The organism is Methylacidimicrobium sp. B4, assembly GCF_017310545.1.
GTDB lineage: Bacteria > Verrucomicrobiota > Verrucomicrobiia > Methylacidiphilales > Methylacidiphilaceae > Methylacidimicrobium.
The window spans coordinates 2,333,022-2,346,536 of sequence record NZ_CP066203.1 but is presented as its reverse complement, the minus strand read 5'-3'; the positions used below and the strand labels follow the sequence as shown (position 1 = coordinate 2,346,536).

Genomic DNA, 13,515 nt, shown 5'->3' with positions numbered 1-13,515 from the left:
TTTCCGGCTCGCCTCCCGACCGATTTTCGCTTTCGATCGCTGGCATGGCCGGCCATGGATTCCGACGACGTGCCTCGTCCACGCCCTCGCTCGCTCCCAAGCGCTCTCGTTGGCGACGGATCGCCCGCTTCCTCGTCCTGGCCGCTCCCCTGCTCTTCTTCTTCGGCTGCAGCGCCGAGCAGAAGGCGACCACCGCCGAGGAGCGGATCGCCGAGTTCCGGCGCCATCCTTCGGAAAGGACGAAGCGCGCCGCGGCAGAGGCCTTGGCCTCCCTCAGCGCGGCCATCCAGGAACGCGAGCAGGAGACGATGAAGGGCAACCAGACGCCCAAGGAAACCGCCTCGCTCGCCAAGCTTGAGCTCAAGCGCGCCCAGCTCAACCTCGACTTCGCCAAGGCGAAGGTCGATGCCTTCGTCAATGGCCTCCAGAAGGGCTCCGAGGAGAAGTAGATGACGAGCGGCCCCATGGATGCTCTGGTGATCGGCGGTGGCATCGCCGGCTTCACCACCGCATTCCACCTTGCCCAAAAAGGCCGCTCGGTCCTCCTCCTCGAACGGGAGGAGAGAGCCGCATACCATTCGACCGGCCGCTCCGCCGTCTTCTTTCGGGGAAGCCATGGGACCGCTCCCGTGCGTGCCCTCTGCCGCGCCAGCCGGCCCTTCTTTACGCATCCGCAAGAAGCCCCTCCCGCACGCAATCTCGCCTCACCCCGGGATGCTCTCTTCGTCGCCTCCCCGGCCGATCTCCCCGCCCTGGACTCCTTCGCCGAAAGGATGGCCGCCGAAGGAACCTCGATCGAGCGCCTTCTTCCCGCGGAGGCCTGCGCCCAAGTGCCCGTCCTGCGGCCCTCCTTCGTCGGCGGAGCCGTGCTCGAAGCCGGGGGCATGGATATCCACCTTCCCGCACTCCTCCAGGCCCTGCAGGAAGGGCTTCTCCGACGTGGAGGGCGCATCTTGCTCCGCGCGGAAGCTCAGGCGATCGAAAGGAAGGGCGAGCTCTGGCGGGTGCAGACTCCTGCCGGGGCCTTCACGGCTCCGCTCCTCGTCAACGCCGCGGGAGCCTGGTGCGACCAGGTCGCCCGCATGGCCGGGGCGGCTCCCCTCGGCATCGTCCCGAAGCGGAGAACCGTGATGACCTTCCGGCCCGATCCCCAAGCCGGGATCGAGCGGTGGCCGATGGTGCTCGAGGTCCACGAGCGATTCTATTTCCGGCCTTGGGGGGAAGAGCTCCTCGCCTCCCCCGCCGACCAGACTCCCCTCCCCCCCTGCGATGCCCAGCCCGAGGAGCGCGACTGCCAGATCCTTCTCGAACGGCTGGCCGAGGCGACGACCCTTCCCCTCGGGCCCACCTCCTTCCTCCGCCGCTGGGCCGGCCTCCGCTCCTTCGTCTCCGACGAGTGCCCGGTCTTGGGATGGGACCCCGACCTTCCCGGCTTGTTCTGGGTTGCGGCCCTGGGCGGCTTTGGGATCGAGACCTCTCCGGCCCTCGGGGAGATCGCCGCAGCCCTCCTGACCGCCGCCCCGTTCCCCCCCCACATCGCGGCCCAGGGCGTTAGCGAGGTGACCTTCTCCCCCAGGCGGCTTCGAGCCCGAGGAAGCTCAGCCAAGGCTGGCTAGTCGCCATTCCTCACCAACGCGAGATTTCGCGGAAGGGAGGGATCATCGCCAACGGCTCTCCGCTGAACGGAGTGGGTATGGACAGCGGATTTGGGTGAATGGATGGCGGGAAGCAGGGTTCTTGCCATTTGTCTTCGACGGCTTTTTGGGGGGAGAGGAGGGGAGGTTCGACGCGGCGGTCGGGAGTTTTCCCAGGCGTTTTTCGATGACTCCTCGGCGCAAGATCCCATACGGCCCGGAGCCGAAGCGGGCAAGGATGTGCAAGACGCCTTGGGGACTTCGGATCGACACGACCCGGAAAAGTGCTTCCCGTCTTGACCGTAATTAATATTTACCTTACTTTTGGCAATGGAACCAGGGAGGACGTAGTGGCGGCGCTTACGGTCACAGTGAAGGGGCAGGTTACGCTCAAGCGGGACTTGCTCCAGCACCTCGGTATCGAGCCGGGGGAGCGGCTCGAGGTGGAAAAGCTGCCGGGTGGCGAGCTGCGGATCCGGGCAGCGCGGCCGAGGGGAACCATTGACGGCTTTTTTCATTCCCTGGACGGCAAGGTGAGGCTCAAAAAGCCGCTGACCATCGAGGAGATGAACGACATCGCGGCAGCGGGCTGGGCAGGCCGATTGCCCGACAAATGAAGATCATCGCCGACACGAACGTGTTGGCGCGTGCGATCTTGCAGGACGATGCCGCGCAGTGCCGGACGGCACGCGACCTGCTCAAGAGTGCGACGCGGATCGCGGTAACGCTGCCTTCGCTGTGTGAGCTGGTCTGGATCTTGCGGCAGGGCGCCAGGCTGCCGAAGGAAGAGGTTTCGAACGCCATCCGGGCGCTACTGGATACGGGCAATGTCGTCGTCAACCGGCCCGCCGCAGAGGCGGGGCTTGCGCTGCTGGAAGCTGGGGGAGACTTCGCCGACGGCATCATCGCGCATGAAGGCAAGTGGCTGGGCGGCGAAACCTTTGCCTCCTTCGACAAGAAGGCGGTCACGCTGCTCTCCAAGCAGCGAAAGGCCACGCGGCTGCTGCCATAGGGGAAAGGCCCGCCTGGACCACCAATAGCCCCACCAATAGCCTCTTCCATCCGCCATCGGCACCTCCTCCACCCGCTTCGGGTAAGTGAGCATTTTGTGCGCGCTGTCGTGCGCCATGACGCATCTTCCCCAGGCCCGATGTACCGAGTTGGACCGGAAAAGGAGCCAAAAGGACGACCAGAGGCTTTCGGAGCTTCCGTTCCCTGAGAATTGCCGCCTTCCTCAAAGCCGGAACGTTGCGGCTCGATCTTCCGGCTCTACCCACTGGAAACAGCGAAGAGGCGTCGACAACCCCAAGCCCCGGTGACTTCACAAGACCCTGGAGCTGACTGGTGTTTATCGACGAACGTTCCCTCTTTTTTGCTGGCTACCGAGGTTTTCGGCCGCAGAGCCGTGCTTCCTATCGGGCTCGGACCAAGGGGAAGGACGATAGACGAGTTGGCCGCGTGAGCAGGAGCGCCTTGGCGAGCGGCCTCCTTCCTATATGGCTGTAGAAGAGCAAATCTGGATGCTCAGCAGCGAGCCCTGGGTTGAGGTCGACACCAACTCCTAGCCTCGCCCTGGAGGCTCGTCGATCAGCCGGTCCGGGATCGGCTCACTCCGCTCATTGACCAGGCGGCGGAGCCTTCGCGAGACGAACGCCAGGTTCGAAAGCTTTGGGCCCAACGTGGCCCATCTCTCCTTCCCGTTGATCTTGTGCCGCTCCGAACGAGGCACCTCCGGATCACCAGCCATTAAAACGTGAGCGAATGGGGCGCGGTTTTCGGCGATGCTCTTGCGGCCACCGCGATCCTCGATCGACTCAAGGCGAAACGACGCGCTGGGCTGCCGCACCCGCACCCCAGCCCATTTACCGCCGCTGCCCAGCAAACCGCATAAGGGGTGCAGTTCTCCGTGTCGCCAAGGGTCAGTCCGGTCGAAGAATGCAACCTGCAAAGCGAGCCATTTCTGTCCTATCGCTCGCGTGTGGCCTGCTCGCTTTCGGGACGCCCGAAGCCTTAGCAATACGAGCGGATTGGCAACCATTCGAACGCCCTGAGATCGGCAAGCAGGGCTCAGGTGCCCATGGCGAGGTCAACGGGATGTCCATTTATACGACCCCTCCCGCCAGGCCCTATGTGATCATCGGGTTGATTGGCGCCAGGAACGGACTTTTCGGTTCCCCAAGAACGCGAGCGGTAGCCATGGCCAAGAAGGTTGGAGCGGATGCCTTGATCTTGCTGGGCTCGGATCGGTTCGTGACGGGGACAACCGGCAACTGGTCCGGAACCCAGCAGCAGCAAACCTTGGGCAACAGTAGCTACGGCACCTTTGGAGGGACTGCATCTTCCCAGGTACACTATAGCGTCAGCGGCTACTACGCGGCGATCCAGTGGTCTCGCGCCGCCCCGCCGCAGTCCAACTCGAATGGCACTGCCGGAAACGGAGCCTCGGATCGCGTGGAGCGCGCACTTCCCGCGCAGGCCGGATCCCCCTAGGCGACTGGGAATTGCCCTTCGTTGGGATCGCTCGCAGGCTTGGCTTCCATTTTCATCCGCTCCACGAAGCCGGAACCTGCAGCTCTTGGACGTCTAGCGCCAGGGCGAGTTCAGGAGGCTTGCCGGGAGATGCACACGCGGATCGCCCGATCGCTCGCGTGGATGAGCGCTCGTTTGGGCAAGACGATCAACGCCTCCAAAGGAAAAGAGCGCCTCTACCCCACAAGCCTCATATCTAGTCGGGATCAGCATCTCCCGGGCGACCGTCGTCACTCCGGCAATGCCGCGCCATCGAGATTGGCCGACATGGCGTCCTTTCCGCAAAGGCGGAAAAGCGGATTCAAGAGAAAGAGCAGCTCCAGGTTCACGGAAAAGCGGGGAGTGGCCGCAGCAAGCTCGGGAATCGATCGGGTCGGCACAAGGAGCGATTTCCGTCGATGGGCAGGATCGTGCGTTTGCGCAAAACCTCGGCAATGCTGAGAAATCGCGGCTCGCCAGCGCCCTTGCCCTGTCTCTAGCAATCCCGCAGCCTTCCCACATCGGAGGAGTCAGACTTGAGCGGAGAATCTCCAGCTCACGCCCATGCCTCTGCTGGCCGGTTAGACAAAGCAAACCTGCGCAGGGCCATTGCGGGAGAAGACCGCGAAAAGCGGCCGATTCCTTTTGTGCTTGTCAACCGCAGCGGTCCCGGGGAAAAAGGCGCGGCATGGGAACGATCCTGATCCGCTGGTTGATCCTGGCGATCGCGCTCTTCGTCACCGCCCACATCAAGTTCATCGGGATCCGCTACGAAAGCCTCTCTTCCCTGCTGGTGGCCGCACTCGTGCTCGGCATCATCAACGCGCTGCTCAAGCCGATCTTCGTCACCCTCTCCTTTCCGTTGATCCTCCTGACCTTCGGTCTCTTCCTGGTCCTGATCAACGCTCTCCTCCTCTACTGGACGGGCAAGCTCGTCTCGGGCTTCATCGTCCCCTCCTTTGGCTCCGCCGTCGGCGGTGCCGTCGTGATCAGCCTCGTCCGGCTGGCGCTGGAAGGTTGGCTGTAGCGGGGGTTCTGCGGGCTGCGGTCCGCCGCTGGCTTGGAAAGAAGCGGCCGTGCGACTTGCGCTCGAGCTCGGCCAGCGACGTTGGAGAGTCGCTCCCCGCCCTTGCCTCACCCCCAAGCGGGTGATTCACGACCAGCCGGGGCAGAGGCGACCGCTTTGCCGAAGCGATCTTGGCAGTTCCGGTGCCTCTTCTCTGTTCCGAGTGGGTAGAGCCAAAAGATCCCCTTCCCTTCCGAACCCAGTGGCAGCGCCGCAGCGAAAAGCTTGCCATCCCTTAACCGAAACCCGCTCTCCCCTTACCCACTCAATTCAGCGAGGAGCCCCGCCTCTCCACTCTGTCCAGTCGGCAGTGCCCGAAGAGCGCGATGCCACTTCCCGCCTAAGAGGAAGAACGCCTCTCCCTTCCGGTACCGGAATCTCCGCAGCACCTTGCGGGCGCTTTTTTCGATCGTCCGGCCCAGGCAACATTCTTTGGCGATGGCCGATTGGCGGAAGAGGCTCACCTCCGTTCGCGACTACTTGCCCTGATTACGTCCCACTTGAACGAGGTCTGGGTGCCAGGCGACCTTGCTGGCCTCGGTTCTTGCCGTCTGGCGCATGGGGAATAGAACGATGTAAGATGGCCCGCCGGAGATCGGCAAGCCCCGCCTGGATCCATCAGCCGGGGTGCCATAGGAAGCAGCATGCCCAAAGCAACGCAATCGCAAAGAGAAGTGAAGAGCTTCCTCGCGTCGGTCGAATGCGCGCGTGCGCTCACGAATGCCGACCGCCAGGCCGCCGAGCATCATCTTGACACCGGCCGCCCCATCGATTGCAGCAATGTGCGTTTCTTTGGGTGGGTTGGTGAAGAAGGACTCGGGCGGCCATGGGTAGCTTATGGCGCTCAGCGCCGAGAGCTAGCCGCCATTTCTCACCAACGCGAGCTTTCGCGCAAGAAAGGAAGGGCCGAGTCGATTGCGAGGATGTTCGGCGAGGAAAGGGTCTTCGTGAGTGGGGATGGAGCAAGATTTTTGCTCGATTTGGCTTAATGCGAGCTCTGTAAAGGGCAAAAATCCGCTTTGGGAACAAGGCTCCGCCCGATGGGAGGCTCTACTGCAGGGGGAAGCGCTCTGGTTTTCAGGGATGCTCAGCAACGCAGCATCTGGAAGACGTGGGTGAAGAGGTGCTTCCAAGGATAGGCGCTGCTCATCGACAAGAGGACGCGTCGGACGCTGACACGGACCAGCGTGCCGATCTTGACGAGCTTGAGCCGGAGGGTGTCGACCTGGGCGTTGGCCCACTCCGTTCCTTGCAGAGCCAGCCGTCGCAGCGCTTCGACCAGGGCATAGGCCAAAGCCGAAAAGTAGAGGCGAAGCTGATTGCTGGCCATTTGCGCGGTCGAGAGGCGCTCGGCAAAGAGGTAGAGCTGTTTTCCCGGTAGGGACGCTCCTTGCGGAACGCCCCCCGGACAGATCCGTGCAAGCCCGATTCAGGCACACGGCTCCCACCTTGGGTGCTTGACGGCGAAGCGACGCTCGGGCCAAGGATGCAGAATACGCGGTGGTGGCAGCCAGGCATCAACGAGTTTGGGCATTTGCTTCCAGGTCAACTGACCGCGCTGGCCACGCCGTGACAACGCGCGCTTCCAGAGCTGTGCAATGCGAACCCGAAACAGCCGCAGCGCCGGATAGTTCGTCGGCACTGCGTGGTATGCATAAAAGCCCCTGACCACCTGCGCCAGCCATTTTCCTTGATCAGGAATCGGCTGGTGCCGCCTTCGCTGCAATTCCTCTTTCACGCGCTGTATCGTGCGCTGCAGACGGTCGCGGCGGGTTCTTCGCAGAAGTTGGAAGCCACCCGTGCGCTTCTGGCCACAGATCATGGTAAAGCCGAGAAAGTTGAAGGTCTCCGGTTTGCCCCGACCACGTTCTTTTCGATTGAGAGCCGCAAAACGGCCAAACCGAATGATCCGTGTCTTGTCCGGATGCAGTTGCAGCGAGAATGCCTTCGACCGCGTCCCCATCTCCGCCAGAAACCGCTGGGCATCGGCTTCATACTCAAAGCCGAGGACACTATCATCGGCGTAGCGCACTATGATCATGTCCCCGCGGGCGTGGCGTTTCCGCCACTGTTGCACCCAGAGATCGAACACGTAATGCAAATAGACGTTGGCCAACAGGGGCGACACCGTCGCACCCTGAGGCGTGCCTGCTTCGCTCTCCGTGACAACCTCCGCCTCCAGTACTCCCGCCTTCAGCCATTTGCGGATCAGACGGAGGATGCGCTCGTCGCCGATTCGATGCTCCAGGAAACGAATAAGCCATTCATGACTCACCGTGTCGAAAAAGCTTCGATAATCTGCGTCGAGTATCCAGCTCACCTTCCGTCGTTGAATGCCGGTTGCCAAAGCATCCAGCGCATCGTGCTGACTGCGCTTCGGCCGGAATCCATACGAGAACCCGAGGAAATCTTCCTCGTAGATCGCATTCAGCACCGCCACCACCGCCCGCTGGAGGAGCTTATCCTCCAACGACGCGATGCCCAACGGCCGCTGCCGCCCATCCGGCTTTGGAATGTACTTCCTCCGGCTGGGCAGTGCCCGGTACGCGCCCCGATGAACCCGATCATGCAGACCTTGCAGATTGCTCTCCAGGTTTGCCTCGTAGTCCGACCATCTCACCCCGTCCACTCCGGGAGCCGCGTTGCGCTTGAGTGCGTAAAACGACTGACGGAGTAGATCGACGCTGATATGGTGGAGCAGCGCAGTGAACCGTTCCTTCTTCCTCGCCTTTGCTACTTGCCGTACACGCTCCAGCGCCTGTGACACGCGAACCCGGCCCTGAGTCCGGTCCGTGCTTTGCTGATGCGTGTTCCCCTCGGTCCTCGCCCTTGGCTCCACCGGCTCCGCCGCCGGTTTCCCGGCCTTGTTCGTCGGCTTCTCAGCTACTATGGCGAGGTCAGACTTCTTGGGTCCGTTCATCATCGGCTTTGGCTCCTCACCTTCCCGATGCGGACCGGTAGTGCTTGCCGGTCAGGCCCAAGATCTCCCGGTTCCCGTACGAAGAGCGTGCGCACATGCCAGGTTCTAAAGACCACGCCGAACCGATCGAAGGCTCGCGTTATCGCCTCCGGCCGTGTTGCCTTCCACGTCAAAGACCGTGTCAGCGTTCGGAACATAAACCATTTTCGCGGCTCCATGGCTGGCCTGTGCGTACCCTTGTCAACGCTTCACCGTTGTCCTCACGGTCAACGGCGCATGACTCAGGGCCACTGTGATTCGCTATTTCTTCAGTGCAGTGGACTTGCACCACCTACTCTTCGCCGGTTTTGCCGGCGCACCCTTGATCCGATTCTCCATCTCTCCGCGCGCGCAGTAGAGCTTCTCGTAGAGGGCCTGGGCGGGCCACTCCTCGGTGGAGAGAGAGGTGACGACAAAGCGCGGATTCTTTCCTTACTCCAAGTACTCAGCTTTGGAGACCACTCGGCGCTCCCTCGACCAGCTACTCAAGGTGCGATAGGCAAACTCGGAAAAGACGCGAGCCGGTTTGCCCGTGGACTCGTGCAGACGACGGGCCTGCTTCATCGACGCCTCAATGGGTCGGCACAAGCGCTCGTTGCGAATCAGGCCGAAGAGGAAGTCGACCTGATTGGCTTCGCACCAGGCCATGATCTCTTCCCGGCAGAAGCCCGAGTCGGCCCGGAGCACGATCTTGACCTCGGGCCAATGGGTGCGGAGTTGTCCCACGATCCGGATGATCTCGGCAAGGGATCCCTCCGCCGCATCCTGGTTCGATGGCCGAAGCCGCACGCCGAGGAGCTGATCTTCGGCGAAGATATAGAGCGGCAAATAACAATACGCATCATAATAGCCATGGAAGAAGCGCTCGGGCTGATGGCCGTAAAGAGGGATGTCGGTCGCATCCAGATCGAGCACCACCTCCTTGGGAGCCTGGGGATGCGATTCAAGGTAGAGATCGACCAACAGCCGGTCGATCGCTTCGGCCGAGTAGTCGATCTTGTGGTAGCGTTCGCTTCGACCTACCAGTTCCAGGCGGTTGAGCGTACTCTTGCCCGCCAGATCCGCTTCCAGATCCCTTTTACCGCTTAGGAGAGCCACCAAAGGATCGGTACGCAGCTGCTCGTGGTCATTGAGATCCTCGTAGCCCAGCGCAATCCCGAAGATGCGCTGCGCTAGCATCTCCCGCACCCGATGCACAATGCGCCCCGGATGGCGTCGATCCCGGAAGCAACGCTCCAGCCGTCTTAACAACCCGATCTTCCGATCCGCTTCTCGTAAGAGGATCGCGCCCCCATCACTCGAAACCCGACCCGCGGTAAATCCCGCTTCCACCCGACGCGAAAAATGGGCTGTAAATCCAAAAGTCTCTTGGCTACACTCTGTCATCGAAGGCCGCTTTCCTTCCTGGTTGTAATTACGTATCGTTCACGCACTTTATACCAGGGAAAGGCGGCCTTTCCTATGCTCTTTTGCAGGCTTTTTGCTTCCCGTTTTGGTCGGCCTTCGTGAGAAATGGCGGCTAGATCTCCGTCATTTGCGACCTTTGATGCCGCAACCCGGGAGGATCGCGGGCTCCCATGGGGCCAAGAAGGCTACCATTGCCGATCGGGGGCCTTCACCGCGCATCGGGGTCATCTCGCCGGACACCATCGCGGTTCCGCGGAGCCTTACCCCCAGTCCCGCGGGCTGGGAGCCGGCCCCATTCCACGGGGCCCGGCCTCCTGCTCCTCCGGGGGTCAGAGCGGCAAGCGCTACGGTGACCCGTCGCGTTTGGCTAAGGAAGCCGTGCACCCCTCGATCACGCCAAGAACGCTGCGGCTGAGATAGAGAGAAGCGGCGTGCCAATATGCACCTCTGGGAAGAGCGGGAGTGGCCGGCATTCAAGCTCGACGCCGAGGCCATCCGAGAGCAGCTTGCCACCGTTCGGCGGAAGCAGGGGAGCCTCCGGGAAGCCATCTTCGCGCTCGGAATCCCGCAGTCCGCTGAGGCTGAGGCGTTGGCGATCACAGAAGAGGCGTTCTGGAACAGCGAGATCGAAGGCGAAAGGCTCGACCGGGATGCCGTGCGGTCCGCCGTGGCGCGGCGGCTTGGCCTTGAGGCTCCCTTCGCCTTCCACCGGCAAGCCGAAGGGGCGGCTGAGATCGTCCTGGACGCAACGCGGAATTTTCGAGCTCCGCTCACCGAGGAGCGGTTGTTCGGCTGGCATGCGGCCCTTTTCCCGGAAGGCTCTTCCCGCTCGGGGAAGATCCGGACAGCCGCGTGGCGCGACGACGCCAAAGGGCCGATGGTCATTGCCTCTGGCCCAATGGGAAGGGAGAAGATCCACTTCCAGGCGCCTCCGGCATCCCGCCTGCCGCTGGAAATGGGCAGGTTCCTTGCCTGGTTCAACGCCGAGCAGGCGATCGACGGCGTCCTGAAGGCGGCCATTGCCCATCTCTGGTTCGTCACGATCCATCCCTTCGAGGATGGCAATGGCCGCATCGGCAGGGCGATCGCAGGCTTGGCCTTGGCGCGTTCCGAGGACTCGGGGAGAACCTTCCATAGCCTTTCGCGCCAGATCGCGAAGGAGCGGAAGGGATACTCTGGGAGCCTGGAGAACGCCGATCGATGCGGATTGGACCTGACCGGGTGGGCTTCCTGGTTCCTGGGCTGCCTTTCCCGCGCCGTGGACGGAGCGCGGGAGATGCACCGCCAGGCGTTGCGGAAGGCCCGCTTCTGGACGATCCACGCTCGGTCGCCGCTCAACGAGCGCCAGAAGCTCATGCTCAGCCGCTGCTTGGAGGGTTTCAAAGGTCATTTAACGGCCAGGAAATGGTCGAAGATCGCCCACTGCCCGCTCTTGACGGCCGAGCGCGATATTCGCGAGCTTCTCGAGCTCGGCGTGCTCTCGAGGGATCCTGGCGATCGCAAGGAGGCCAGCTTCTCGGTGGTGGTGCCCGATGAGCCAAGCCTCTGATCCTTGCGCTTCCCCTCCTCCCCACGACTGACTTCCAAAGCCGGCTCTTTGCTGCTGGAGAGCTTGCGGGAAGCCCATCAGACCGGCCACGGAACCCTCTGGAAGCGCATCCCATTGCTCCAGCTATAGAGGCCAATCTCGCGGAAGCACCGGAAGCTCATCCAAGCCCCGGCGACGATCGCCACAGATCGTTCGGGAGCCTTTGGTAGAAGCCGGGAAAATGCCTCGGGCTTCGCCGCCGTCGCGGCCTTCACCGCCTGAAGCCAGAGCTCCGCATTCCTTTTTGCGCGGAGGACTCCTTCCGGCTCCACGATCTGGCAGGTGCGGAGAGCAACGCAGGTCGTGAGCGCCCGCCGCGACTCGCAGCCGATTCCCAGGAAATCCGCGGAACGGAGCTCTTGCCGCTCCGCCTCCGCCAGCGCCCCAGATTGAAGCGCGCCTTCCAGCAGATCCTCGACCACCCTCCCCGTGATCCCAAGCTCGAGCTGGATGCCCGACCGCCAAACGATGCTCGGGATGTGATCCCTCGCCCAGGCGATGGGGTCGGCCCGGGCCATGCGCTCGATCTTCCAACCAAAGGCTTTCCTCCTCTGGTCGATCCGCAACTTGGCTTCCTGCAGCAAGGCTTGCGATCGCAATCCGTGCGCCACCGACTCCAGCAGGACCGCATTCGCCTCGCCGATGGCGGCCCATACCTCACCGACCCTTCCGGGAAGCTTCGATCGATCCTCGGCGAGGATCTGCCGGGCCTGGGCCTCCTTGAGCTCCAATCGATCCTTGGCCATCGCTTGCCTTCCTCCCCTTGAGCCCTCTGCCACTCCAATTGCCTTTTCCGACCCTTCCAGCCGGGTGGCTAGAAATGCCACAGAGGATCCTCGATCACCTTCTCAAAGTCGACGCGAAGGGAGTCGGCATGGTCAGCGTCCACCGAGCCGATCCAGAGGCCAACCGCCAACGCCCGCCGATCGACCGGCGCGGTCGGCAGGACCTTGGCAAGCAGCTCCGGCCGCCTCTCCATCGCGGCCCTCGCCGCCTTGAGCCAGAGATCCGCATGCGAGGCCGCCCGCTCGATGACTGTCCGATCGACTACGCAGGAGATCGCCGCCGCGACGCAGAGAGGAGTGCCCGTGGCAAGCTCTTGGCCCACCCCCAGGAAATCCGCTTCGTAGAGGTCATCCATCTCGCTTCTGCTCAGCACTCCCGCTTGCACGGCGCACTCGATGACCTCCTCGAGGAGCTGCCACTCCAACGGATAGGCCAGCCGCACGCCGGAGCGCCGCACGAGGTTCTGGATGCGCTCTCTCCCCCATCTCATCATGCCCTGCCCGACAATGAGATCGAGCTGCTGGCTGAGCGCCTGGAGCGCTTCGTCGAGCGATTGCATCGCGCCCCGCACCGAGCTCTGAAAGCGGAGTGACTCCTGCAGGAAGGACTTGAGGATCGCGTTGGTCTCCCGGAGCCCGTCGAGCAAGCCTTCCGGGCTTGCGGACGGCTGGGGACCATCCTCAGCCATCAGCTTCGCGCGAACGGCTTCCCTCAACTCCGGACGCTCCTCGAGCGCCGAAAGAATCTCCTCCAAAGAGCCCATTTCCTCAGCCACGACCGAATATCCTCCCAAAGAAGGCTACCGGCAATGCGAAGTGCGACTCGCGGCGGTGCGCTCAGGGCTTCCAGCCCACCCTCCCGAATCGAACCCCCAGCCTTTCTGCCTCATCCACATCCGAGATCCGCATCCAAAAGCCGACAGCGACGGCGCGAGAGCCGGTCGGTGGCGCCGGCAGGTACTCGGCCAGGAGCCCCGGGTCGACCGCCAAGGCAGCCCTGACCGCCTGGAACCAGAGGCGGGCCCCTCGCGCAGCACGGGCAATCACCCGCCGATGCACGACTCGGGACGCAGCCGCTGCGATGCAGACCCGCTCCTCGGTGTCAACATCGGTTCCCACTCCCAAAAAATCGACACGAAGGAGATCGTCCTCCTCCTCAGGGCTCAGACCCCCCGCATCGCTCGCCTCCTCAATGACCTTCCGGAATTCGCGGCGCTCCATCCCATAAGCAAAAAGCCCGGCGCTCCCTAGCAGAATTTCGATCCGCTCCTCCAGCTTGCGTATCGGCTTGTATCCGGCCATTAGGTTCAGCTTGACCGTGAGCCGATCGACCGTGTCCTCAAAAAGGCCCTCGGCTCGATCCAACGCCGCCCGCGACAACTCTCCAGCCTCGATCGAGGCTTGAAGGCCGCCATTGACCTGCAAGAGCTTCTTCCAGAATTCCCCTTTCTCCTCCGGAAGGCTCGCGCTCCTCTCCGCTACCATCGCCCTCCGGGCGGCAGCCTTCCACTCGGCGCTCTCCCTCGCCTTGGCCAGAATCTCCTCGTCCTTAACCTCACTCTTCATCC

At 62.8% G+C, this 13,515-nt stretch carries 14 protein-coding genes and 1 pseudogene; 7 read left to right on the top strand and 8 right to left on the bottom strand.

Annotated features, from left to right (window positions below; translation table 11 throughout):
* The first annotated feature begins 44 nt into the window (after positions 1–44).
* The 4 genes from MacB4_RS11025 to MacB4_RS11010 all read left to right on the top strand — a co-directional run bounded on the left by MacB4_RS11025 (position 45) and on the right by MacB4_RS11010 (position 2,646).
* A complete protein-coding gene (locus MacB4_RS11025; protein WP_206863857.1) occupies positions 45–449 on the top strand; it encodes a hypothetical protein in 405 nt (134 codons plus the stop codon).
* Entirely contained in the window at positions 450–1,616 is a 1,167-nt protein-coding gene (locus tag MacB4_RS11020; protein ID WP_206863856.1) for an FAD-binding oxidoreductase, read from the top strand.
* Between the two features lie 368 nt (positions 1,617–1,984).
* A complete protein-coding gene (locus MacB4_RS11015; RefSeq protein ID WP_206863855.1) occupies positions 1,985–2,251 on the top strand; it encodes an AbrB/MazE/SpoVT family DNA-binding domain-containing protein in 267 nt (88 codons plus the stop codon).
* A complete protein-coding gene (locus MacB4_RS11010; RefSeq protein ID WP_206863854.1) occupies positions 2,248–2,646 on the top strand; it encodes a type II toxin-antitoxin system VapC family toxin in 399 nt (132 codons plus the stop codon). The genes MacB4_RS11015 and MacB4_RS11010 overlap by 4 nt, the downstream gene beginning before the upstream one ends.
* Positions 2,647–3,195: 549 nt before the next feature.
* Here the strand turns inward: MacB4_RS11010 and MacB4_RS11005 are convergent.
* On the bottom strand, positions 3,196–3,381 hold the full coding sequence (locus MacB4_RS11005; protein ID WP_206863853.1) for a hypothetical protein: 186 nt from the start codon (positions 3,379–3,381) through the stop codon (positions 3,196–3,198).
* 347 nt (positions 3,382–3,728) lie between these two features.
* Between MacB4_RS11005 and MacB4_RS11000 the strand changes: the two genes are divergently transcribed.
* Entirely contained in the window at positions 3,729–4,124 is a 396-nt protein-coding gene (locus tag MacB4_RS11000) for a hypothetical protein (RefSeq protein WP_206863852.1), read from the top strand.
* Between the two features lie 269 nt (positions 4,125–4,393).
* On the opposite strand, the gene MacB4_RS10995 is transcribed toward MacB4_RS11000, so the two are convergent.
* A complete protein-coding gene (locus MacB4_RS10995; RefSeq protein ID WP_206863851.1) occupies positions 4,394–4,543 on the bottom strand; it encodes a hypothetical protein in 150 nt (49 codons plus the stop codon).
* Positions 4,544–4,830: 287 nt separating this feature from the next.
* Between MacB4_RS10995 and MacB4_RS10990 the strand changes: the two genes are divergently transcribed.
* A complete protein-coding gene (locus MacB4_RS10990) occupies positions 4,831–5,169 on the top strand; it encodes a phage holin family protein (RefSeq protein WP_206863850.1) in 339 nt (112 codons plus the stop codon).
* 1,126 nt (positions 5,170–6,295) lie between these two features.
* Here the strand turns inward: MacB4_RS10990 and MacB4_RS10985 are convergent.
* The 3 genes and pseudogenes from MacB4_RS10985 to MacB4_RS10975 form a co-directional block, all read right to left on the bottom strand.
* Entirely contained in the window at positions 6,296–6,622 is a 327-nt protein-coding gene (locus MacB4_RS10985) for a transposase (protein WP_255551671.1), read from the bottom strand.
* 15 nt (positions 6,623–6,637) lie between these two features.
* Complete coding sequence (gene ltrA / locus MacB4_RS10980) at positions 6,638–8,131, bottom strand: group II intron reverse transcriptase/maturase (protein ID WP_206863849.1); 1,494 nt, start codon at positions 8,129–8,131, stop codon at positions 6,638–6,640.
* Between the two features lie 297 nt (positions 8,132–8,428).
* Positions 8,429–9,553: pseudogene (locus tag MacB4_RS10975) on the bottom strand (IS1380 family transposase).
* A 460-nt stretch (positions 9,554–10,013) separates the two neighbouring features.
* Here MacB4_RS10975 and MacB4_RS10970 point away from each other — a divergent pair.
* A complete protein-coding gene (locus MacB4_RS10970) occupies positions 10,014–11,123 on the top strand; it encodes a Fic family protein (protein ID WP_206863848.1) in 1,110 nt (369 codons plus the stop codon).
* Between the two features lie 77 nt (positions 11,124–11,200).
* Here MacB4_RS10970 and MacB4_RS10965 read toward each other — a convergent pair whose 3' ends face one another.
* The 3 genes from MacB4_RS10965 to MacB4_RS10955 form a co-directional block, all read right to left on the bottom strand.
* On the bottom strand, positions 11,201–11,908 hold the full coding sequence (locus MacB4_RS10965) for a hypothetical protein (RefSeq protein WP_206863847.1): 708 nt from the start codon (positions 11,906–11,908) through the stop codon (positions 11,201–11,203).
* Between the two features lie 68 nt (positions 11,909–11,976).
* The gene (locus MacB4_RS10960) at positions 11,977–12,723 is read right to left on the bottom strand and encodes a hypothetical protein (protein WP_206863846.1); all 747 of its coding nucleotides are present in this window, start codon (positions 12,721–12,723) and stop codon (positions 11,977–11,979) included.
* Between the two features lie 61 nt (positions 12,724–12,784).
* Entirely contained in the window at positions 12,785–13,513 is a 729-nt protein-coding gene (locus MacB4_RS10955) for a hypothetical protein (protein ID WP_206863845.1), read from the bottom strand.
* Between the last annotated feature and the right edge of the window lie 2 nt (positions 13,514–13,515).